Origin of the sequence: Emticicia agri, assembly GCF_004168285.1 — a bacterium.
Taxonomy (GTDB): domain Bacteria; phylum Bacteroidota; class Bacteroidia; order Cytophagales; family Spirosomataceae; genus Emticicia; species Emticicia agri.
Map to the genome: position 1 here is coordinate 161941 of NZ_SEWF01000010.1, position 24793 is coordinate 186733.

The window sequence follows — 24793 nt, forward strand, 5'->3', positions numbered from 1 at the left end:
GATTTTTGTTCAATACTTCGCTTTAAAATCCCGTGCGGCGTCCGCTCATTTAGCTCTGCTAAACTCCGGTTTTTAAATCTTGTCTTGAATCAAAAATCGCCGCGCGGCGGACCGCTCTTTTTTATTTTCAAAATTTAACTCAAATAGTTTCTTATTTTTTTGCAATTCTATACAATCTTCCCTGGTCTGTAACGGCATATAAAGCCCCGTCATTGCCTTGTGTTACATCACGGAAGCGTTGATACTCTTCGGTAAGTAAACGCTCTTCGCCCAATACTTTGTCGTTTTCAATCACCAGACGAGCAATGTGCATACCGCTCAGACAGCCAATAAAAAGATTGTTTTTCCATTCAGGAATCATATTGCCGCTATAGAATGTCATACCACTTGGTGATACTGACGGATCCCAATAGTAAACTGGTTGCTCCATTCCTTCTTTTTGCTGAATTACCTCGCCTATAGCTTTTCCACTATACTCAATTCCATAAGTAATGGTAGGCCAACCATAGTTTTTACCGGCACGTACATGGTTTACTTCATCGCCTCCTCTCGGGCCAAATTCGTTTGAGTAAAGCTCACCAGTAACCGGATGAAAAGCCAGCCCTTGTACATTGCGGTGTCCGTAAGAGTATAATTCTGGTTTTGCCCCATCTTTCCCTGCAAAAGGGTCTCCTGCCACAGGTTTGCCATCAGTAGTAATATGAATCACTTTTCCTAAACTTGAATTAAGTGCCTGTGCTTGCGGACGGGTAACGAGGTCAGAACGCTCGCCTGTACTGATAAACAGATTGCCACTTTTATCAAAAAGAATACGGCCACCATAATGCAATGTACCCTTATGGGCAGGTGTCGCACGATAAATCACTGTGGCACCTTCAATTTTTGATTCGTCAGCAGAAAGTCTCCCTTTGGCTACCGATGTGTGCGTTCCTCCCTCTACGTTTTCTGAGAAAACCACATAAACCATACGGTTCTTTGCAAACGCAGGGTCAATGGTGATGCCCAAAAGCCCACCCTGTCCGTCAGAATTTACTGCAGGTAAACCCGCAATAGGCTTACTTAATTCTCCGGTTGCTTTGGCAATGCGTAGTGTACCACCTTTTTCTGTGATAATTAATCTTCCATCTGGCAGACTTTTCACACCCCACGGCGATTTCAATCCTTCGGTAAGCACTTTAAATCCATAAGGCGTTTTGGTTTTTATACCATTGGCTCTGGTTTGTCCTTCAAAAGCCGATTTATACGATGAGTTAGGTGCTTTGGTTTCAACAGAAGCAGAATTATTCTGCGCCATTGAAATATAGCTTACCATACTAAATGCTAACAAATACAATACTGATTTTTTCATATTAATTTTAAAAGTTAAAAATGATTATCTGGAAACTGAAGAACGGAACAAGGAAAATGAAGCGAAAAAAGGTATTTGCTTGTGCATAGTATGTTTATTACTTGTTCCATTTTTCTTGTTCCTTTCTTCTCTAATTCCCCATTCTATTCAAAAACACCTGCTTGTACATCCGGCCCACAGGTATTTCCTGTTGCTGAATTTTCAGAGAATCGTTGTTATAGGTGGTAATTTTATCAAGCGCTACGATAAAAGATTTATGTACCCTTATAAATTTTGATTCGGGCAATTTAGCTTCCATATAACCTAATCGCTCATATACTACATATAGCCCTTCGCTGGTAAACACTTTTATATAATCTTTCAATCCCTCTATATAAAGGATATTATTCAGGAATACCTTCACCTGTTCTTTATCCACTTTCAGAAATAGATAAGCATTATTAAAAGCATTTGGTTCCGGGCTGATGGCTTTGGTTATTTCCTGAAAATGCAGGAATTTAGAAATAGCCTTTAAAAATCTTTCCTGACTGATGGGTTTTACGAGGTAATCAAATATCTCTAAATCAAACGCCTCTACTGCGTACTCACGAAAGGCTGTTGTAAGAATCACTTCAGGTTTTTTGTGCAAGGCTTTCAGTAATTCAAAGCCCGACATTCTGGGCATTTGTATATCTAAAAACAGTAAATCGGCTTCATTGCTTTGTAAGTAAATGAATCCATCAATGGCATTATCGAATACCCCTACTATCTCGAAATCAGGAAGGACTTCAAGGTAAGCCTTGATTAATTCTCTTGCGGGCAGTTCATCATCAATAATTAAACAGCGATAGGTCATTACTCAAATATTAGTTTTAATACCACCAAAAAACTATTCGCTTCGCTATAGGTTTTAAAATCGTGCTTGCCAGGATATAGCAATTCCAATCGTCTTTTTACATTATTTAAGCCTAAACCACTATTGTGTGCTTTAGTGTTTTTTGTGTCAGCTTCTATACTGTTTTCAACTTTAGCAATCAGTTCCTGTTGATTTACAGAAATATCAATTCTCAGCCATGAGGGCTTGATGGAGTTGTTTACCCCATGCTTGAAGCAATTTTCTATAATTGGCAACAGGAGCAAAGGAGGAATCAGAATATGATTGATAGAATTGTAAATATTAAATGACACATCTACCTTATCGCCAATTCTTATTTTCTGCAAGTCAACATAGTTTCTGATATATTTTAACTCGTCTTCCAGAGCTACTTTTTCTTTCTTTGAGTCGTAAAGGGTATATTCTATCAGGTTCGATAGTTTGATTATCTGCTGTGCTGTTTCGGGGCTTTTTTTAAAGGCCTCGGCATAAATACTATTGAGTGTATTAAAGATAAAATGCGGTTGCACCTGAGATTTTAGCAATTCTAATTCAGCAGCGGTTTTTTCCTGTTTAAGGTCTTGAATAGCTTCTTGCTGCTTATACCATCCCCGCATAAAATAGAACATACTATAAAGAAATACCAGAAAATACAGGTTGACAAACTCATACAAAAGCTTAGGAAAATAAACAAACGGTCCCGGATAAGGGTGTGCTTCTATGTAAGGATAAATAATATAGTAGTTGATAGCCCGTTTGAAAAAAATAAAACCGATGGTAACAGAAATGAGTCCTATCCAGAAGATGGTCTTCTGGTCAGCTAAAAAGTATCTTTCAAATAAGATGTGAATAGAGACATAAGAAGCCACAAAGGCGGACGGAACATAAAAGCAGGCTTTTACGAATGAACCATGATAGTTTTCGGTCATGGCACCTCCTCCTAACCACTCGTACAAAAAGTAGAGTAGCCAGAATATCAGATTAAACCGGATAGAGGTCTTTTTGTCAATCATTATGCCCTTTGAAGTATTTCAGGCATAAATATATCGGCTATTTTTTGTTTCAGACTGATACTCTATCTTAATTTAGACAAAGACGGTTTTTTATCGACAAACGCCGTTAGTGGTGATGATTTAAGAGTTAATTTAAAGTAAGGTCAAGCTTAAAATACACTACCAAATTTATATTCGCTTCCACCAGATGCTTCAATAGCTTTTTCCATAAACAAATCAGCAGTTTCATTGTGACGGAAACTCATTTTTTGATTGGCATTGCTCTCATTAACTATTTTATTTAACTCTAACCAATAGACAAGTGCATCAAAAAAACAGTAAATATTTTTTGCGATAGGCATAATATCATCAAACTCAGGAATTGCACCATCTCCATAAAGATATTCAGCAATTGGCTCATAACTTATTTTAAAGATAATTTTCGTATTATCATCAATCCCAATATAACCCAAATCAGTATCTCCAAATATTCTAAAATGTGATATTTCAACAGTATCAATGAATCTATCTATCGGATTTGTTCTAAAATTAGAATAATCACAATTATCTAATATAAAATCTATTGGGTCTTCAGTATCTATTATATTATCATAGTCCTTAAAACTAAGATAGTTATTTAGAATAAGTTGACAATAAAAGTCATCATTAATCTTTTGTCGTACTATTTCTTCATTTGGAACAAGTTCTTGCGTTTTATGAATAAATGTTTTCGCATCCATTATTTAGTTACATTGTTTATGCTCAAATATACATTAAAACTATAAGCTATTTATTACTCCCTCTAACAGATACTTAATTTTACTCCACAAAGGAAACTTTTTCCATCAATTTACCTGTTGTCTCTTTCCCCACTAATATATTCACTGAGATTTATATCATGAGTCAGTTTATTTACGGAATTGATTTTGGCACTACCAACTCTGCCCTGGTTATTCTTGATACTACAACCAATACTATTGTTAAATTATTTACTACTCCCTCGTTGCTGTTTTTTCCTGAGCCTAAAAATCCACGGGAAGAAATTACTTTTTCGATAGGCAATGAAGCCATAGAACGCTATGTAGAAAACCGCAGAAGAGGACGTTTCATGAAGTCTATCAAAAAGGTATTGCCTAATAAAAGCTTCATTGATACACGCATAGGTGCTAAAAGTTACAAAGCAGAAGACTTGGTGTCTCTGATTCTGATTCATCTGAAAAAACAAGCTGACGATTTCTTAGGCGAAAATATTACTACTGCGGTTATAGGTCGCCCTGTTGTATTTGACGAAAATCCTGAAAAAGATGCGCTGGCACAGGAGCGCCTGTCGAAAGCAGCACGCATTGCCGGATTTACGGACTTCTATTTCCAGATGGAACCTATCGGGGCAGCTTTTACTTACGAACGCCAGATAAAAAAAGAAGAACTGGTTCTGGTAGCTGATTTTGGTGGTGGTACTTCTGATTTCTCCCTCATGCGCCTCAACCCGAAAGCCGTTCATCAGGCTGACAGAGGTGCTGATATGATTGCGCAAGGTGGCGTATATATTGGCGGCGATAGTTTGGATTCTGATATTATGTGGCACAAAGGTACTATGCACTTTGGCAGAGGCGTAAAAGAAGAAATAACTCCGGGCAAACTAATAGACCTGCCTATGTCTTATTTCCAGAATATCTGCTCATGGGAAAAAATGAACTTTCTGGATACCCTGCGTATGCGAACCAGTATCAGCAAATCTTATGGTTTTTCGGGTAAGAACTATAAAGTAAAAAACCTGCTTACCTTGATTGAAGATAATTTAGGGTATGTGCTTTTCAAGCAGATAGAAAAGAGCAAAATGGATTTAACGCATCATGATGAAACTACTTTTGAGTTTAATCAGAACGAAATTGATTTTAAGGAATCTATCACGATAGCCGATTTTGAGAAAGAAATCATCAACAAGAATTTAGATAAAATTGAAGAATATCTGTTGGGTTTCTTAGAGAAATATCAGATTAGCCAGCAGGATATTGACGTGGTTTTCATGACAGGCGGTACTTCTATGGTAAGGCCACTAAAAAACATTTTTATTAAACAATTTGGCGAAGACAAGATTAAATCAGGCGATAATTTCAATAGTGTAGCTATGGGGTTAGCTTATAGTTATAAGGTTGTTTCGGCAGGTGTGCAATTTTAGAAACTGTATCAAATCCATATTTTATGCTGGAGACCATTCAATAAATTAATTAACAGGTTTTCGGGTAAATGCTTTTATTTCATGCAATAAAGCACTTATTTTCAATCAGTTACTAATACATACTGATATGAAAAAATCATTTCTATTTCTTCTGCTTGCCACCAATGTGGCTTTTTCGCAGGGTAATTATTACTTACACAATAATTCAAGCAGTGTTACTATTTTGCCAGGTCAGATAAGTGCCAAACACCCGTTAGGGGAGTTTAATACCTCGGTAGGGCAAGATGCTTTAAGGTTCAATACCCGAGACGAGAATACCGCCGTCGGATACAGATCTCTTTACAATAATGCTATTTCGGCAGTTGACGCCTTTGATGGCATACGTAATACAGGAATAGGTGTTTATGCTCTTTATTCTAATACCAATGGCCATGACAACATCGGTATAGGCTTTGAAAGTATGTATAAAAATACTGTAGGCGACTGGAATATAGCCATAGGCACAAATGCTCTTCATGAGAATGCAGGGGGATATACTAATGTCGCCATCGGTTTTGAGTCTGTGAGTAAAGCCACAAGCGTTAATTATAATACAGCCGTAGGGGCTTATGCCATGCGCTATTCAACGGGGGGATTTAATACGGCCTTTGGCGGCAATGCGCTGGCAGGCAGTGGGCTATCTACATCTAATGGAGATTTGAATGTTGCTCTTGGTTACGGAGCTTCACAAGGTAATACTTCCGGTGCACAGAATATAGCTATTGGTTATCAGGCATTATCGACTAATACTACAGGGAGTGGTAATGTAGCTATTGGCTATCAGGCAGGCTCTTTTGAAACAGGGAGTAATAGATTGTATATTGATAATTCGAGTACTACCGCGCCACTTATAGGCGGGAATTTTTCAACAGGTAAAGTGGGCATTAACCGAACTATGCCTAATATTGATGCGAGAACTGAAGCCTTACAGGTACAAGGTGCAGGATATTTTTCAGGAGCTATCTGTGCGACAGCTTACAATTGTGCATCAGATTTACGCTATAAAAAGAATATTACTCCCCTACAAAGCTCCCTTATTAATATACTACGACTTAGAGGGGTTAACTACGACTGGCGCATACAAGAGTTTCCTGATAAGGAGTTTACCAATCAACGACAAACTGGCTTTATCGCACAGGAATTAGAATTGGTTTATCCTGAAATGGTAACGACTGATGAAAAAGGATTTAAATCGGTTGATTATGCACGCCTGACACCTGTGCTGGTAGAAGCCATGAAAGAACTGAATGAAAAGATACTGGCTTTAGAAAAAGGCAATGAGGCATTAAAATCAGAGAATACTCAACTGAAAAAACAGAACGATTCGTTTGAAGCCCGTTTGCAGAGTCTGGAGAAAGAGCGGTTGAAGTAAAATTTACCATCCAGTACAACTTACAGGCATAAAATTGCACTATACAAAGTATTACCTGTGATTATTAAGTAAAATAAACTGGTTAGTATAATTTTTCCGTTATTTTGGCAGAATATGATTCAGAATCATATCATTTATTGTCAGAATATTATGGAAACCTTAGGATACATAGCAGGCATATTAACAACAGTTGCTTTTGTGCCGCAAGTACTACAAATCTACAAAACAAAATCGGCTAAAGATGTATCTTTGGCCATGTTCCTGATTTTTACTTTAGGAGTTATCATGTGGCTGGTTTATGGCATTAAAGTGAATGCCTTTCCGGTAATTGCAGCCAATGGCGTAACTTTAGTATTAGCCTTGGTTATCTTATTCTTCAAGTTTAAGTACAACAATCATTCTCTAAAATAACAGATTCTTTTGATTCTGTTTTATAATCAAAATTTTTATTTCAATTTTGAACAGGCATTTTCATGTCTGGTTTTTGGTGTTTTACCCCCTTCTGAACAAGATAGACCGAAAGAGCAAAGAAAAAACTGAAAAAATAATTGTAATTTTGACACTTAATAATTTACTTCGCATTATATTTTAAAATTATTCATATTCAACCGAGCAGAAATCATGACAAAACTGAAAGTTACGATAGGTGAGAAAGAATATTTTCCATTCATTAAAGAACCTATTGCTTATGAGGGAAAAGAATCTAATAATTATTTGGCGTTTAAATACTACGATGCCAACAGAGTAGTAGCAGGCAAAACAATGGCAGAACATCTGCGTTTTGCAACGGCTTACTGGCATACTTTCTGCGGAACCGGTGGCGACCCATTCGGCCCGGGTACTAAAGTTTTCCCTTGGGATTTAAACAGCAGCCCTATTCAGGCAGCCAAAGATAAAGTAGATGCTGCTTTTGAATTCATGACCAAGTTAGGTACACCTTTCTATTGCTTTCATGATATTGATATAGCCCCTGAAGGCAATTCGCAAAGTGAGTTTGAAAAAAACGTTCAGACCATTGTTGCCATTGCTAAACAAAAACAAGCTGAAAGTGGGGTAAAATTATTATGGGGTACAGCAAACCTATTTTCTCACCCACGTTACATGAATGGTGCTTCTACCAACCCTGATTTTGCCGTAGTTGCGCATGCAGGTTTACAGGTAAAAAATGCCATTGATGCCACTATCGAATTAGGTGGCGAGGGTTATGTATTCTGGGGAGGCCGTGAAGGTTATATGTCATTGTTGAATACCAATACCAAACGTGAGATTGACCATCTGGCTCAATTCCTGACAATTTCTCGTGATTATGCACGTAGTCAGGGCTTCAAAGGTAAATTCTATATTGAGCCAAAACCATGCGAGCCATCGAAACATCAATATGATTATGATGCCCAAACAGTAATCGGTTTCTTGCGTAACTATGGTTTAGATAAAGATTTCCAGATTAATGCAGAGGTAAACCACGCAACCTTAGCAGGTCATACATTTGCACACGAACTACAAATGGCAGCTGACGCAGGCATGTTGGGCAGTATCGATGCCAACCGTGGCGACTATCAGAATGGCTGGGATACCGACCAGTTCCCGATTGATTTATTTGAGCTGACAGAAGCCATGTTGGTAATTTTAGAAGCAGGTGGATTTACAACCGGTGGTATCAACTTCGATGCTAAAACCCGTAGAAACTCTACTGACTTAGAAGATATTTTCATTGCGCATATTGCCGGTATGGATGCTTTTGCCAGAGCTTTATTGATTGCCAATAATATTCTTGAAAAATCAGAATACAAAAACCTACGTACCAAACGCTATGCTTCGTTTGATGGTGGTGATGGTGCTGCGTTTGAAGCAGGTAAACTCTCATTAACTGACCTGAGAGGTATTGCGCTGAGAGACGGTGAGCCAAAGCAAATAAGCGGTAAACAAGAATTGTTTGAAATGATTATCAATCAGTATATCTAAAATTGATCATTTTATATAAACGAAGCCCTGTAATTTCTATTTTACAGGGCTTTTTATATTATTTTTCAATTAATTAAACGCATATAATTGTCATTCCAAATATTTCCCGTAATTTTGCTTGGCAAATAAGAAAACGAAAATTATTTGCTATGTTAGATTCTTCAAAGTTGCTTTACGAAGCACTCACTTACGACGACGTTCTCCTCGTTCCGGCTTATTCAGAAGTTCTTCCCCGCGATACGCAAACGAAAACTTATCTGACCAAAAATATACAATTAAATATTCCTCTCCTTTCAGCAGCAATGGATACTGTAACAGAGTATGAAATGGCTATTGCAATGGCGCAGGAAGGTGGTATTGGTATTATCCATAAAAACATGACCATCGAACAACAAGCCGAGCAGGTACGCAAGGTGAAACGTTCGGAAAGCGGCATGATAATCGACCCTATTACACTCCTTGAAGGGGCCACTATTGGCGATGCACTACGCCTGATGGCAGAGTTTAAGGTGGGGGGTATTCCGGTTATTGATGAAAATCACAAACTAAAAGGTATTGTTACCAATAGAGACCTACGTTTCCAGACGGAAATGTCGAAACCTATTGCTGAAATCATGACTAAAGAAAACCTGATTGTAGGGCATGCAGGTGCGGGTCTGGCAGAGGCAGAAGAGATTCTGAAAAATTACAAAATCGAAAAATTACCGATTGTCGATAGAGAAAATAAACTTATCGGATTAATTACCTACAGAGATATTCTAAAAAAGAAAGACCGCCCCAATGCAGCCAAAGACCGCTTGGGTCGTTTGATTGCCGGAGCAGCCGTAGGTGTAACACCAGATATTGAAAAACGTGTAGAAAGCCTGATAAAGGCAGGAGTTGACGTAGTAAGTATTGATACGGCACATGGCCATTCAAAAGGGGTTATTGATACCCTGAAACGCATCAAAATAGCTTTCCCAAAATTAGATGTGATTGTAGGAAACATTGCTACTGCCGAAGCCGCAGAAGCCTTGGCTATTGCTGGCGCAGATGCCATTAAAGTAGGAGTTGGGCCAGGTAGTATCTGTACCACCCGTATCATTGCCGGTATAGGTATGCCACAATTATCTGCCGTAGCTGATTCGGCTATGGCCGCAGCCAAATATGGTGTTCCGGTAATTGCAGATGGTGGTATCCGTTTCTCAGGTGATATTACTAAAGCCATTGCGGCAGGTGCCAATACAGTAATGATGGGTTCATTATTAGCCGGAACAGAAGAAGCTCCAGGCGAAATGGTGATTTACGAAGGACGTAAATTCAAAACGTATCGTGGTATGGGTTCGGTAGAAGCAATGGAAGATGGCTCAAAAGACCGTTATTTTCAGGATGCTGAAGATGATATTAAGAAACTAGTACCGGAAGGTATCGTAGGACGTGTACCATTCAAGGGTCGTGTGGCAGAAATTCTTTATCAGATGGTAGGTGGGCTTAAGGCGGGTATGGGTTATTGTGGCGCAGGTGATATAGCCGCTTTACAACAAGCCAAATTTGTAAAAATCACAGCGGCTGGTATCAAAGAAAGCCACCCGCACGATATTCAGATTATGCGTGAGGCACCGAATTATTCGAGATAATATTCGAGAAGATTATAGTAAAAACGGCTCTTTAGGAGCCGTTTCTTGCTTTATTGCTTAATCATTGTCAAGATGCCATGCTAAAGTTACTTTGGCTGTAGACTTGATGGATTTATTATTTTGTTTTGCAGGCTTCCATTTTGGCATATTTTGAAAAACAAGTCTTACTTGCTCTTCTAATGTAGGGCACCAACCTGTTTTTTGTGTTATTACAATGCCATCCACTTTCCCATTTTCAAGAATATCAAATTGAATAAGCATTTTACTGTAATTACATACAGATACATGAACCTTGGCTTCACCTTTATACTGTAAATGCTTTGATACATATTTATAAAACTCCTCTACTCCTCCAATAAATTCTGGACACTCTTCTTTTTTTCCACTAATGTCACATATAAAGTCTTGCTTAATATTTTTTTTCCATAGAAAACGTATTAAGCTCTTTTGCGCAACCAGAAAAAAACAATAAAATAAATAATAGTAGTAAACACTTCATAAGACAGTCACATTAATACTTCAATATACACAAAAACCTCAATTTATAGGTTTTCTGCATACTTATTTTATATTTGCATTAACAAAACCATGATCTATGAAGCTCATTCATTTATTAACTAGCCTATTCTTTTGCACAACCATCAGTCTTGCGCAAAGCCCTCAGCTAAATATTGCCAAACCGAAACCTTTCAAGCAGAAAACTTTCTGCAATCCGATGGATATTAATTACCAGTATAACTGGGAACAAACCAACGAAAAAATATCCTATCGCTCTGGCGCTGACCCTGTAATTATCACCCATAAAAACGAATACTATCTCTTTCATACCATTCAGGGCGGTTATTGGAAATCGAAAGATTTATTGAACTGGCATTATATTATTCCTAACCGTTGGCCAATGGAAGATATGTGTGCACCTGCGGCTATTTCGGTGCGTGATACGCTTTACTTGTTCCAATCAACATTTCAGCAAAGACCTATCTTCTATACTACTACGCCCGAAAACGGCAAGCTGCATTTCTATAATCGATGGCTACCACAATTGCCTAAAGATATTGGTCCCTGGGATCCGGCTTTGTTTCATGACGATGCCACCGACCGTTGGTTTATGTACTGGGGTTCGTCTAATGTGTATCCGCTTTTTGGAGCAGAGTTAGACAAAAGCAAAAACCTGACTTATAAAGGAAAAAATGATTATAAAGGTTTAATCTACCTACATCCCGAAAAACACGGCTGGGAGCGTTTTGGCAGAGACCATAGAGATACTATCAAGCCTTTTACCGAAGGAGCCTGGATGACTAAACACAACGGCAAATATTACCTGCAATACGGCGCACCGGGAACAGAGTTTAATGTGTATGCCAATGGTACTTATGTAGGAGACGACCCTTTAGGCCCATTCACTTATGCGCCTTATAACCCCGTTTCATACAAACCAGGGGGATTTATGACAGGTATGGGTCATGGCAATACTTTTCAGGATTTATATGGTAATTACTGGAATACCGGAACCCCGTGGATTGCCGTAAATTGGAATTTTGAACGTCGTATCGAAATGGTTCCGGCAGGTTTTGATAAAGACGGACAAATGTATGCCAATACCCGCTTTGCAGATTTTCCACAACTATTACCAACCAAGAAGTGGACAGATAAAAATGAGTTGTTTGCAGGCTTAATGTTGCTATCCTACAAAAAACCTTGTACCTCCTCCTCTGTGCAGGAGGGCAAATTCTCTGCTAATCTGGTAACTGACGAAAATCCCCGGACTTTCTGGGTGGCAAAAACCAATAAAAGTGGAGAAACGCTCACGATTGATTTAGAAAAAACGCAGGAGGTTCATTCCTTACAAATCAACTACACGGATTATAAATCTGATATTTATGATAGTGCCTTGCCTAAAGTATATATTCAATATAGAGTCTATTCATCAATAGACGGTAAAGCCTGGATAAAGATTGTTGACAATACCAACGAAAAAAGAGACCGTCCGAATGCCTATGAAGAACTGGCGAAACCTGTGAAGGTACGTTATATTAAATTTGAAAATGTGCATGTGCCTATGCCTAATTTAGCTATCAGTGATATACGCATTTTTGGTAAGGGTACAGGCAAAGCGCCTGTTATTCCACAAGGACTCACTGTGACCAGACAAACCGACGACCGTAATGCAGATATTAGCTGGCAAAAAGTACCTGAGGCAGTAGGCTATAATATATTATGGGGCATCGCTCCCGATAAGTTATATCAGACTTACCAGATTTGGAACGATGCCCCATCTAATCTTGAATTAAGGGCTTTAACAGTCGGACAAAAATATTACTTTGCTATTGAGGCTTTCAACGAAAATGGTGTTTCTGCCGTAAGCGAAGTAATAGGTCCTAAATAGGTTTTTTATTCTAAGGCGATGTAAATTAGCAACTATAAGTTACTTATCAGACTTCCTTTAGCGTTATAATTATTGATTATTAGCACTTATTAAATAAACCCCGAATAGGCAAAAATCTGGCATATTTCGGGGTTTTTCTTATTTTGTATCTGCGAAATAACTAAAAAACATTGGCTTACCAAAGCGGATTCACTTAAAGGTCTCAAATCTCAATCACATTAAAACTATAATCAAGTGGGTCTAACGTATCCAGCAATTTCTTGATAAACAGATTATCATTCAGATAGAAATTCAGGAAGTTTTCTTTTCTTTCCTGCAATCCTCCACCCGGAAATAGTTTTTCCTTTAAGGCTAATAACTGATTCACAGAGCCTTCCTGATTACGTTCCTCTGCTCTTTTGATACGCTTTTCTAAATGTTCTAACGAATTGATACTTTTGGCTTTTACCGCTTCTACCGGGCCTTTCATGGTAGCTTCAATAATCAGGGCTTTTTTAAGAATACGCTCAAAAATATCGTTGATTTCATCAATCTCAAAAGCAAGGCTCAACGATTTCCGTGAGTTCTTTTCAACAAAACCTTTACGTAGGGTAACTTCATCGGCAAATAGTTCTTCGGTCGTAATACCTAATTTATCTATCTTTTTGCGGCTTGCTTCATTCACAACCAACGCAAAATTACGAGGCATCAATAAAGGAAATTGTTCCTGATAATAATCAAATATACCTTTCAATTGTAACCAATAGGGTACTTCTGATGGTCCTCCGATATAAGCTAAGTTAGGCAGGATAGTTTCCTGATACAAAGGTCTTAAAACTACGTTAGGGCTAAACCTTTCGGGGTTGTTCTCTACCAATTGCAGGATTTCACTTTCTGAAAAAGTAATATCTGTATGGAGTATTTTGTATTCGTCTTCTTCTTTGATGATTCTTTCTCTAAGGCCGTCTTCCAGATAGAAGAAGTTAATTTCTCTTGGGGTAATTTGGGTATGATAACCAGCAGTGTGAAGTTTTTCAGAAGTTTCGGTAACAAGTTTGCTGGCAGTGTGTTGCAGTAAATCGTCTTTAATAATATGGCTGAAAACAGATTTTAAAGCTTTATCATCGGCATCTATACAAATCAAACCTTCGTTTTCAAACAAATGGCTCATATAACATCGTACCGCATTTGCTAAAGTACCATGATTGAGATAAGCATTCTGAAAAAACTCAACTCTTTCGGGTATCTGGTCGCAAATGGCTCTTAGCTCTGCCGGATTCATACGCCCTACTGCGCCTTTCTGGGTAGTTTCCCACTTATAATTTTTCCCAAACAAGTTAAAAACCGAAATCTCCTCAAAATCGTGGTCTTCGCTTGCCATCCAGTATACAGGCAAGAAATTGTAATCAGGAAACTCAGCTTTTAGTTTTCTGGCCAGGTTAATCACAGTTACAATTTTGTATATAACATAGAGCGGCCCGGTAAATATATTCAACTGGTGCCCCGTAGTTACTGTAAAAGTTTTATCATCTAATAAAGGAGAAAAATCAGGTTTTGAGTCAAGCGTTGAATACTGGTTTTCTAAAGCGGCAACCAATGTCTGACGTTTTTCTTTAGTAAATACTCTTGATTGAATAGCTTTTCGGAATCCTTCAATGTCAGGAAATTGATTATAAAAAGTAGCAAGCGTTTCGTTTTTTGTGATATAATCTAAAAACAATTTTGGAAAAGCTCCGACGGCTTTTAACTCTAAGGTTTGCAAGGGCATATTTAAGGCGCGATTTCTTTATTTTTCCAATAACACGAAAAAGAATAGACAGGTTTCAAATATACAAAATCCAAAGGATATTATTTCACGTAACAAATTTTATAGTGCCGATGGCTTTATTTAAAATAACTAACGAAAATAAATTCTATTTTTGAGAATAATCAGGACTTTTTTATGAAAATACTTCTATTCTTCCTCTTCTTATCAGGTTATTGCATGGCACAGATAAAATCTGTTGATGTTTGTGTCTATGGTGGTACCTCATCAGGTGTCATAGCTGCTTATACTGCCAAGAAATATGGAAAAACGGTACTATTGATAGAACCAACCAAAAGATTGGGCGGATTAACGTCAGGCGGACTCGGACAAACGGATATAGGCAACAAGTATGCGATTACAGGTATATCCAGAGATTTTTATAGAAGAATCGGCAAGCATTATGGCCGCTTTGAGCAATGGACCTTTGAGCCATCGGTAGCAGAAAAGATATTTCAACAATATATGAATGAGGCGAATGTAGCAGTACTTTATGAGCACCGATTGAAACAAGCCGAGAAGCGTGGAGGTAAAATTGAGAAAATTCTGGTAGAAAACGGAAAATCAAGCCAATGGATAAAGGCAAAAGTTTTTATTGATGCTACTTATGAGGGCGACCTGATGGCAAAAGCCGGAGTAAGCTACACCATAGGCAGAGAAGCCAATTCGGTTTATAACGAAACCTGGAATGGGGTACAATTATTGGATAAACACCAGTTTCCGGATGGAGTTGACCCTTATAAGGAAGTAGGAAACCCGGCAAGTGGCTTGCTATGGGGTATTAGTAACGAGAAACTGGCTGCAACGGGTTCAGGAGATAAAAAAGTACAGACTTATAATTTCCGGCTTTGCCTGACAGACAGTATTGAAAATCAAATACCTGTTACAAAACCTGCCAGTTATGATGCCTCGAAATATGAATTGCTACTGCGTTATATAGAAAAGAAACAACCCCAAGAACTGAACTGGGCATTAATGCATATTCAGCCCATGCCACATCGGAAAACAGATATTAATAACTCCGGCCCCTTTTCGACAGATATGATAGGGGAGAACTACGATTATCCCGAGGCTGATTATGACACCCGCCAACAGATTCAGCTAAAGCATGAAGAATATATTAAAGGCTTTCTATACTTTCTGGGGAACGATAAAAGAGTGCCTGAGCATCTGAGAAAGGAAATGAAAAAATGGGGATATCCGAAAGATGAATATACAGATAACAATCATTTCAGCCCACAGATGTATGTGAGAGAAGCCCGCAGAATGATAGGGGAGTATGTCATGACCGAACATCATTGCGAAGGACGACAATCAGTAAGTGATGGGATTGGCATGGCGGCTTATACGATGGACTCGCACAATTGCCAGCGGATTGTAGTCAATGGTATGGTGAAAAACGAGGGAGATGTACAGCAAGGCTTAGGAGGGCTACCGCCTTATCCTATTTCTTACTGGTCTATTTTACCTAAAAGATCTGAGTGTATAAACCTTTTAGTTCCGGTTTGTTTGTCAGCCACGCACATAGCTTATGGGTCTATCCGGATGGAGCCCGTGTTTATGGTATTAGGGCAGTCGGCGGCTGTTGCGGCAAGTATGGCGATTGATGCCAATAAAATTTTGCATGAGATTGATGTGAAAAAACTACAACTTGAATTAGCAGTGAATCCATTAGCTAATAAAAATCAGGCGGAACAATTAATTGATAATGACGATATACGGGTAAAACTAAATGGAAACTGGACGATTATTCCTAAGGGACAGGAGCGATATGGCAAAAACTACCTGATAGATGAAACCAAAGGAGAACAAGAAAAATCAGTTATTTATACCCCTATTATTCCCATTACAAAAAAGTATAAGATTTATATTTATTTCCCTCGTTACGAACAGCTATCAAAGCAAATCAATGTGAATATCTGGACTAATTCAGGTAAAAAGACTTTATTATTGAAACCACAAAATACCGAAAGCGATTGGTTGTATGTAGGTGAGTTTTTCTTTGAAAGAGGGTTGAAAAATATGCTTGAAATTACCAACCAGGGGGCTGATGGAGCTGTGATTGCTGATGCGGTTTTGTTTATGCCTGAGAATTAAATAGCGTACTACTGATATAAACGAATTGCCACAATCTACACAAGAGAACACGATGTTACACAATTGTGAAACTTGGTTTTTCTGGTGTATATTGTGGCAAAATTCTATAACGAATTACTACCTACTCATACATTCCTTCAATCAAATCTTTATACTTGCCTACAATTACCTTCCGCTTAGGTTTAAGCGTTGGGGTAATTTCACCGTTTTCAATTGTCCACGGTTCAGCGAGTAATTCTATTTTCTTTACCTGTTCGTAAGGCGCAAATTCTTTATTGAAACGATTTACCTCATCCATAATTAAGTGATGAATATCATGGTTTTTCACTATCTCTGCCTCTGAAGTATAAGGAATATTATGTGCTTTAGCCCATTCTTTCAAGGCTACAAATTCCGGAATGATTAAAGCACCCGGAAATTTCTGCCCCTCACCTACTACCATAATCTGCTCTACATATACCGATTCCTTGATTTTATTTTCCAATACCTGCGGTGCTACATATTTGCCGCCAGATGTTTTAAATATTTCTTTCTTACGGTCTGTTATTTTCAGGTATCTGCCTTCTTCTAATTTACCTATATCTCCGGTGTGTAGCCATCCATCTGCATCAATGGCTTCCTTGGTCTGTTCGGGTAAATTATAGTAGCCAACCATTACATTCGGGCCTTTGTAGAGAATCTCTCCATCATCGGCTATTTTTATAGTTCCGCCGTCCACCACAGGCCCAACAGTTCCGATTCTTAAATCTAATGGTTTAACCCGATTGGTAGCAATAACAGGCGAGGCCTCGGTCATGCCATACCCCTCTGAAACCGGAATACCTGCTGCCCAGAAAACTCTCGCCAAACGTGGTTGTAAGGCTGCTGCTCCCGAGCATATCATTCTGATATTTCCACCCAATGCTTCCTGCCATTTGCTAAAAACCAGTTTCTGAGCCAGTTTTAATTGCTGATTATACCACCATCCTCCATCAATATTCGGGTCATATTTCAGACCGAGGTCTAATGCCCATAAGAAAATACGGCGTTTCAAGCCACCTAATTCATAGCCTTTTGCTACAATTTTATCATACACTTTTTCGAGCAGACGAGGAACGGTTGTAAAAATCTGTGGTTTTACATCTTTCAGGTCTTCGGCAATGGTGGCCATATTCTGGGCATAATAAATAGAAACACCCAGGCGCATATATAAATACAATACCATACGCTCATATACATGGTTGAGCGGTAAGAAACTCAAGGCTCGGCATTCGGCATCAATCGGGAAATAATCTTTGCAACCTTCAAAATCGCTGATGATGTTCTGATGCGTAAGCATTACTCCTTTTGGTTTACCGGTAGTGCCTGAAGTATAAATCAATGTAAGCAAATCGTCAGTTTTGATAGACTTCTTGATTTCCTCTATTTTTGATTGATTGGTTTCATTAGCAACTGCATGTACTTCTTTCCAATGATTAGCGCCCTTTACCTGATCGAAGGTATAAATAGCTTTAATACTTGGGGCTATTTTGGCGGCTTCCTTTGCTTTTTCAAAAAGCGCTTCGTCTCCTACAAAAACATAGGTAATATCAGCATCCTGAAAAATATACTTGTAATCTTCAACCGTAATATTCGGATACAGCGGAACACTGATAGCGCCTACCTGCTGAATCCCAAAATCAACAATGTTCCATTCAGGGCGACTTTCAGAGATAATCGCAATTTTATCTCCTTTTTTTACCCCCAGTTTTAAAAAACCATAACTAAGTTGATTGATGCTATCAATGAATTCGGTGGCTGAAATTTTTACCCACTCTCCTTTAATTTTAGAGGCAAAAACATCAGATTTGTTGAACTTGGCAATCGATTCAGGCAGTAAATCGAATATTCGAATAATAGGTTGAGACATAGTTTAACAGGCGTTTGTATAATGACAAATGTAAAGAAAATATTTCCCGACAAAACAAACATCTAAGAAACCTGTTAGTTTTTTTTATTTAATGACCACAAATGACCGCCAGGCGGCCATCTGTGGTCAGCACAACTCAATTTTATCAGGATTTATACTGCATCTACGTCCACTACTACATCAACCTCTTTATGCTCTTTTTCCTGATGGAGCGCATCTATCATTTCTCTTAAAAAACTTTTAGCGGCTTTGATATTCAGCTTGTCTTTTTCAAGCTTTAATATAATATCAAATAAATATTTGTTTCTGATACGCTCAATCAAAGATTTCTCAGGACCCAATACCCTCGCTTTCCCCAATTTTTCTAATAATTTTTCCGCTAACCAATGAGCCGCTTTCTCTGCTTTTTCCTGTTCTTCGTGCTTCAAAGTAACAGAAATGATTCTCGTAAATGGAGGATAGAAATAGCTGTCTCTTTCCGAAATTTCGTGGGTATAGTACCCCTGATAATCATTGATTACTACTTTTTGTAATAAAGATTGTTGGGTATCATTCGTTTGAATCAATACCAGCCCTTTTTTTGCTCGCCGTCCGGCTCTACCACTTACCTGCGTCAGCATCTGAAAAGCCCGTTCTGAAGCCCTGAAATCAGGAAAGTGAATCATGCGGTCAGCATCAAAAATACCTACTAAACTTACCTGGTCAAAGTCAAGCCCTTTACTAATCATCTGCGTACCTACTAAAATGTCTGTACCTCCTTGTTCAAATTCGGTAATGATATTCTGGTAGGCATTCTTGGTCCGGGTGGTATCTAAATCCATCCGTATCACACGAGCCGTATCAAACATCGCTTTTAAGTCTTCTTCTAATTTTTCAGTGCCGAAGCCAATCGTACGGAGTTTGCCCGACCCACAGACTGGACAAGCTTTAGGAATTTCCTCCTTATGTCCACAGTAATGGCATCGCAGTTCTGTTGAGTGCATGTGATAGGTAAGACTCACCGCACATTGCTGACACTCAGATACCCAGTTACATTCCTGACAATTCAGGTAAGGCGAATAACCTCTCCGGTTCTGGAAAATGATGGTCTGTTCTTTATTAGCCAGATTCTGTTGAATGCGGTTATAAAGCACACTTGAAAAATCATTTTTCATGGTTTTGGCCTTACGTTCTGCTTTCAGGTCCACGAGCACAATATCAGGCAATTGGGCTTCACCGTATCGCTTATTCAGCGTTACCAGGCCATATCTACCCGTTTGTGCCTGATAGTAACTTTCGATAGAAGGTGTAGCTGAACCTAACAGGATTTTTGCTCCCTGTTTAAGTCCTAACATAATACCCACATCACGTGCATGATAGCGAGGAGCGGGGTCAAACTGTTTATAAGAGGTTTCATGTTCTTCGTCAATAATCACTAATCCTAAGTTATCCATAGGTAAGAATATAGCAGAGCGTACACCCACCACAAACTGGTAGCGACCTTCTACAATTCCTCTCCACACTTCTACTCGCTCATTATCAGAAAACTTGGAGTGATAAACCCCCATTTTATCGCCAAACACACGTTTAAGTCTTACTACAATCTGAGTAGTCAGGGCAATTTCGGGTAGCAGATAAAGCACCTGAGAACCACCCTCTAATACTTTCTGAATAAGGTCTATATAAATCTCGGTTTTACCACTACCTGTGATACCGTGTAATAGCACAATATCTTTCTCTGTAAATTTCTGTAAAACCTCATCGCTGGCTGCCTGTTGTGCATCGGTTAACAATATTTTCAGTGGTTCGTCTGGCACATCATCACCAAAGCGTGAGACAATTACTTCAAATTGCTCCAGAATACCTTTATCTAACAGGGTTGACAGGGCAGAATCGGAAGTTTCGCCTTGAGTGAAAAGTGTTTTATCGACTCCGTGAGTATTTTTTTCAGCTAACTCATTAACAGGAATATGTTTGAGGTATTCCAGAATAATGCTTTGCTGCTTGGGCGATTTTGTAAGAGAGTCAATCAGATTAAATACTTCTTCACTTCCTTCATAACCTCTTTTTAATCGTATTTTCTTGGCAATTTTAGGCTTATATTTCTCTTTTACTTCTTCATACATAATAATGGCATGCTTCCCAATCAGTGATTTAATCATCGGATTGATGTTCTTTTCACCTACAAACTTAATCGCATCATCGTATGTCAGCGAAGTATGTGTTTTCAGAATCTCAATAAACTCTACTTCTTTTTCTTCTAATAATTCAGGATGGTCAAAATCAGGATTTAACTGCATTCTTGACTGGCTACTAACTTTTAAACCCGAGGGAACGGCCACATTCATTACCTCGCCAATGCAGCACATATAATACTCGGCAATCCATTCAAAAAGCCATAATTGTGCGGGAGTAATTAATGGGTCAATATCTAACAATTCTAAAATGTACTTGGCCTGGTATTTTTCAGGAGGTTTGGTGTGGATTTTTCCGACTACAGCGGTTACTACACGATTTCGGCCAAATTGTACAATCACTCTTGCTCCGATTTTTATGTCAGCCGCAAAATGGCGGGGTACACGATAAGTAAACATACGAGGAATAGGCACGGGCAAAATTACGTCAGCAAAGTAGGTGGTTTCAGTTGAAAAAATATCTTCTGTCATCTTCAGATAATGGGATTAAAAAAATAAAACAAGCACATAATAGTTAATAACGATTCTTGATATAATCGTTGATACATGGGCTACCTAAGATACTAAAAATACCTCAGATAATTAACAGTTATTGTAGATACTTAATTCAAAACACTGAAGAATTGAACAGGATAGAAGAGGATAAAAAAAGGAGTAAGAATATCATTCCTACTCCTACAAAGATAGAGAAATTTTTTTAAAAAATAGTATCAAAAAGTAAATAAGCATTCAACGAAATAATGATGACTGCCACTACCCATGCCGTGTATTTTATCAGATTTGAGTTAACAAATTCACCCATTTTTAATTTACTCGAAGTAAACGCCACCAAGGGTACTACTGCAAAACTCAATTGTAAAGATAAAATCACCTGACTCAATACTAATAAATCAGAAGTTCCTCTTTCGCCATAAATAATAGCAACAATCAACGCAGGAATAATGGCAATTAAACGGGTGATTAAGCGGCGTAGCCAGGGTTTCAATTTAATATTCAGAAAGCCCTCCATTACTATCTGTCCGGCCAGCGTACCTGTCAGGGTAGAATTTTGTCCTGCTGCCAATAAGGCTACTGCAAAAAACAATCCTGCCAGTTTTACTCCCAAAATAGGGTCAAGCAGATGATAAGCATCGGTAATGTCTGCCACGTGTTGATTATCTGTGAAATGGAAAGTTGCCGCAGCCATTATCAGAATAGCGGCATTGATAAAGAACGCAATAAACAACGAAGCGGTAGAATCAATGGTAGCAAATTTAATGGCACTTTTTTTGGCTACTGATGTATTTTCTATTTTACGGGTTTGTACAATACTTGAATGTAAGTACAGATTATGCGGCATTACGGTTGCACCCAAAATACCAATGGCAATATAGAGCATTTCGGGGTTTACTACAATTTGCTGATTGGGTATTAAGCCTTTAGCTACACCAAACCAGTCAGGGTTTGTAACAATCATTTCATAGCCAAAACACAACAAAATAATCAAAATCAATCCTCCCACAATTACCTCAATAATACGGAATCCTTTATTTTGCAGAAACAGAATGAAGATAACATCAATGGCTGTAATAACAATACCATAAGTAAGCGGAATATTAAACAGCAGGTTTAAGGCTACTGCTGCCCCAATTACCTCGGCTAAATCGCAGGCAGCAATGGCTACTTCTGCTAAAATCCAGAGAATAAATGAAACGGGTCTTGAGTAGGCATCCCTACAAGCCTGTGCCAGATCTCTGCCTGTAGCAATCCCCAACTTCAGGGAAAGATGTTGCAGCAGCATGGCAAACAGATTGGATATTAAAATGACTGATAATAGGGTATAACCAAACTTGGCACCTCCGGCAATATCTGTTGCCCAGTTACCGGGGTCCATATATCCTACAGCAACCATTAAGCCCGGCCCGATGAATGCCGAGAATTTTTTCCAGAAACCGCCTGTTTGGGGTACATCAATACTTCTATGTACTTCAGATAGCGATACATTACTTGAGGTTTTTTTCCAGCCTTTATTATTTTCAATCATAGGGGTTCTATTGCACTGAATATATATTTTATGCAATAATAAAAATAAAAATATGTTTATCAAAATTAATTTTTAGGTTTGTCTAAAAATTTGATTAATTAGGGAGAAGATGTACTTTTGTGTAGTATTATCATCATGCTAAAGGTCTATGACTTCATTTACAGAGGAAAATTATCTGAAAATAATCTATATGCTTACCGAACAGAACGGGGGGAGTGAAGTCAGCACCAACGAACTGGCTGAGCATACACAAACCAAAGCTGCTTCGGTATCAGATATGCTACGCAAACTGGCGGAGAAAAACCTCATTAATTACCGTAAATATCAGGGTGTTACACTAACCAAAGAGGGACAGCATATTGCCCTGAGTGTAATCAGGAAACATCGGTTGTGGGAAGTGTTTTTAGTGGAAAAATTGGGATTCGGCTGGGATGAGATTCATGATATTGCCGAACAGCTTGAACATATTGATTCGAAGGAATTAACCGAAAAACTGGATAAGTTTTTAGGAAATCCTCAGTTTGACCCTCACGGCGACCCGATTCCTGATGCAAAAGGTAAAATGCCATCCATGAGTTCTCATAAACTTTCAGAAATTGCTGTTGACCAGACTGTGGTAATGGTTGGTGTAACCGTACATTCACCTGCTTTTTTACAGCATTTAGATAAAAACAATATCACCTTAGGCTGTTCTATCAGAATACAGGAGGTCAGCGAGTTTGATAAATCCTTCACCATTATCCTCAATAATACACAATCGGTTTTTGTGAGTAATGAGGTGGCCAAAAATCTGCTGGTGAAATAGTACCTGTTAAAGTTCTTTAAATTCAGCAAAGTATTCGTATCATTTTATAATTTTGCTTCTCATTCACCTCACCCCAACCCCTCTCCATCTGGAGAAGGGCTTAAAAAAGTCTCCCTCTCCTTGAAATAGGAGAGGGAGATTTAGAGCGGACGTCGCACGGGGTGAGGAGTATCATCAATGAAAAGTTTTCATGAATATATTAGATAAATACTTAATCAAACGATTTCTTACAACCTATGTTTTTGCGGTTCTGGTAATTGTTCTGATTATTATGGTGATTGATTTTGTAGAGAAAAACGATGATTTTATTCAGAAGCAGGCACCTATGCGTGCTATTCTACTACAATATTACGCTAACCTTGCACCTTACTGGGCTAACTATATCAGCCCTTTAATGATTTTTATCTCTACTGTGTTTTTTACTGCCCAGATGGCTGCTCATACCGAGATTGTGGCAATTCTGAGTAGTGGGGTAAGTTTCCGGCGGCTCATGTTTCCCTATTTTATAGGGGCTTCTATCATCGCTATTTTTTCTTTTGTAATGGTAGGCTGGATTCTTCCTCGTGCCAATACAGAGCGACTGGCTTTTGAGAATGTGTATGTAAACGATAAGTTCTATTTCTCAACCCGTGATTTCCATATTGCAGTAGCGCCCAATACATACGCTTATATGTCGAGCTATAACAACGAGGCAAAAACAGGATACGATTTTACCTTAGAAAAAATAGTTGACAATAAGCTTGTAGAAAAACTATCAGCCAAAAGAATTACGTGGGACGATAGCACCAAGAAATGGAAAATACACGATTATAAAATCCGTACATTGGGTATTATGAAAGACAAGATGGTGTATGGCACAGCCCCAAAAGACACGGCAGTCAATTTATCGCCTAATGACTTTGAAAACGAACACCAGATACAGGAGTCTTACACGATTCCCGAGCTTCGGGAGAAAATTGACCTGATTAAAAGCCGGGGCGCAGAAGGGATAGAATCGTTTCAGATTGAATTATATCAACGTTTTGCTACCCCATTTGCCGTAATCATTTTATCGTTGATGGGTTTAATTGTATCTGCCCGTAAGGCCAGAGGTGGGGTAGGGTTTCAGATTGCCATAGGTTTCGTACTGGCATTTGTGTATATTCTGTTCTACATCATGTCTAAAGGTATTGCCGAATCAGGCAATATGCCGCCTATTTTAGCAGTTTGGTTGCCTAATATCGTTTTCGGAACCATCGGAACCATTATGTATTTCACAGTTCCGAGATAAATTTGA

General features: G+C 38.5%; 18 protein-coding genes. 9 read left to right on the forward strand and 9 right to left on the reverse strand.

Features of this window, described 5'->3' with window-relative positions; genetic code table 11:
• Window positions 1-151: 151 nt before the first annotated feature.
• The 4 genes from EWM59_RS09195 to EWM59_RS09210 all read right to left on the reverse strand — a co-directional run bounded on the left by EWM59_RS09195 (window position 152) and on the right by EWM59_RS09210 (window position 3933).
• On the reverse strand, window positions 152-1312 hold the full coding sequence (locus tag EWM59_RS09195) for a PQQ-dependent sugar dehydrogenase (RefSeq protein ID WP_229239320.1): 1161 nt from the start codon (window positions 1310-1312) through the stop codon (window positions 152-154).
• A 166-nt stretch (window positions 1313-1478) separates the two neighbouring features.
• The gene (locus EWM59_RS09200) at window positions 1479-2183 is read right to left on the reverse strand and encodes a LytR/AlgR family response regulator transcription factor (RefSeq protein ID WP_130020669.1); all 705 of its coding nucleotides are present in this window, start codon (window positions 2181-2183) and stop codon (window positions 1479-1481) included.
• Window positions 2183-3214, reverse strand: coding sequence for a sensor histidine kinase (locus EWM59_RS09205; protein WP_130020670.1), 1032 nt, complete (start codon window positions 3212-3214; stop codon window positions 2183-2185). Before EWM59_RS09205 ends, EWM59_RS09200 begins: the two co-directional genes overlap by 1 nt.
• A 149-nt stretch (window positions 3215-3363) precedes the next feature.
• Window positions 3364-3933 carry a hypothetical protein gene (locus tag EWM59_RS09210; protein ID WP_130020671.1) on the reverse strand — a complete coding sequence of 190 codons (570 nt, stop codon included), beginning with the start codon at window positions 3931-3933 and terminating at the stop codon, window positions 3364-3366.
• A gap of 158 nt (window positions 3934-4091) precedes the next feature.
• Here EWM59_RS09210 and EWM59_RS09215 point away from each other — a divergent pair, with 158 nt between their 5' ends.
• The 5 genes from EWM59_RS09215 to guaB all read left to right on the forward strand — a co-directional run bounded on the left by EWM59_RS09215 (window position 4092) and on the right by guaB (window position 10361).
• Window positions 4092-5372, forward strand: coding sequence for an Hsp70 family protein (locus EWM59_RS09215; RefSeq protein WP_130020672.1), 1281 nt, complete (start codon window positions 4092-4094; stop codon window positions 5370-5372).
• Window positions 5373-5499: 127 nt separating this feature from the next.
• Entirely contained in the window at window positions 5500-6783 is a 1284-nt protein-coding gene (locus EWM59_RS09220) for a tail fiber domain-containing protein (protein WP_130020673.1), read from the forward strand.
• A gap of 150 nt (window positions 6784-6933) precedes the next feature.
• Window positions 6934-7194: an SWEET family sugar transporter gene (locus EWM59_RS09225; protein WP_130020674.1), complete on the forward strand. Its 261-nt coding sequence runs from the start codon at window positions 6934-6936 to the stop codon at window positions 7192-7194.
• Between the two features lie 210 nt (window positions 7195-7404).
• Window positions 7405-8745, forward strand: a complete 1341-nt coding sequence (gene xylA / locus EWM59_RS09230) for a xylose isomerase (RefSeq protein WP_130020675.1) — start codon at window positions 7405-7407, stop codon at window positions 8743-8745.
• A gap of 149 nt (window positions 8746-8894) precedes the next feature.
• On the forward strand, window positions 8895-10361 hold the full coding sequence (gene guaB / locus EWM59_RS09235; protein WP_130020676.1) for an IMP dehydrogenase: 1467 nt from the start codon (window positions 8895-8897) through the stop codon (window positions 10359-10361).
• A gap of 57 nt (window positions 10362-10418) precedes the next feature.
• Here guaB and EWM59_RS09240 read toward each other — a convergent pair whose 3' ends face one another.
• Window positions 10419-10622: an energy transducer TonB gene (locus tag EWM59_RS09240; protein WP_130020677.1), complete on the reverse strand. Its 204-nt coding sequence runs from the start codon at window positions 10620-10622 to the stop codon at window positions 10419-10421.
• Between the two features lie 334 nt (window positions 10623-10956).
• On the opposite strand from EWM59_RS09240, the gene EWM59_RS09245 reads away from it, so the two are divergent.
• Window positions 10957-12747 (forward strand): family 43 glycosylhydrolase, encoded by a 1791-nt coding sequence (locus EWM59_RS09245; RefSeq protein WP_130020678.1) that lies wholly within the window; start codon window positions 10957-10959, stop codon window positions 12745-12747.
• 202 nt (window positions 12748-12949) lie between these two features.
• On the opposite strand, the gene bshC is transcribed toward EWM59_RS09245, so the two are convergent.
• Entirely contained in the window at window positions 12950-14494 is a 1545-nt protein-coding gene (bshC, locus tag EWM59_RS09250) for a bacillithiol biosynthesis cysteine-adding enzyme BshC (protein ID WP_130020679.1), read from the reverse strand.
• Window positions 14495-14668: 174 nt separating this feature from the next.
• Here bshC and EWM59_RS09255 point away from each other — a divergent pair, with 174 nt between their 5' ends.
• Complete coding sequence (locus tag EWM59_RS09255; RefSeq protein WP_130020680.1) at window positions 14669-16627, forward strand: FAD-dependent oxidoreductase; 1959 nt, start codon at window positions 14669-14671, stop codon at window positions 16625-16627.
• 121 nt (window positions 16628-16748) lie between these two features.
• Here EWM59_RS09255 and EWM59_RS09260 read toward each other — a convergent pair whose 3' ends face one another.
• From EWM59_RS09260 to EWM59_RS09270, 3 genes are all read right to left on the reverse strand, one after another.
• Window positions 16749-18515 (reverse strand): AMP-dependent synthetase/ligase, encoded by a 1767-nt coding sequence (locus tag EWM59_RS09260; protein ID WP_130020681.1) that lies wholly within the window; start codon window positions 18513-18515, stop codon window positions 16749-16751.
• Between the two features lie 152 nt (window positions 18516-18667).
• Window positions 18668-21160, reverse strand: coding sequence for a replication restart helicase PriA (gene priA, locus EWM59_RS09265; RefSeq protein WP_130020682.1), 2493 nt, complete (start codon window positions 21158-21160; stop codon window positions 18668-18670).
• Window positions 21161-21386: 226 nt separating this feature from the next.
• Window positions 21387-22712 (reverse strand): Nramp family divalent metal transporter, encoded by a 1326-nt coding sequence (locus tag EWM59_RS09270; RefSeq protein ID WP_130020683.1) that lies wholly within the window; start codon window positions 22710-22712, stop codon window positions 21387-21389.
• 148 nt (window positions 22713-22860) lie between these two features.
• On the opposite strand from EWM59_RS09270, the gene EWM59_RS09275 reads away from it, so the two are divergent.
• Both EWM59_RS09275 and EWM59_RS09280 read left to right on the forward strand, forming a co-directional pair.
• Window positions 22861-23517: a metal-dependent transcriptional regulator gene (locus EWM59_RS09275; protein ID WP_130020684.1), complete on the forward strand. Its 657-nt coding sequence runs from the start codon at window positions 22861-22863 to the stop codon at window positions 23515-23517.
• A 190-nt stretch (window positions 23518-23707) separates the two neighbouring features.
• Window positions 23708-24787, forward strand: a complete 1080-nt coding sequence (locus tag EWM59_RS09280; protein WP_130020685.1) for an LptF/LptG family permease — start codon at window positions 23708-23710, stop codon at window positions 24785-24787.
• Window positions 24788-24793: the final 6 nt, after the last annotated feature.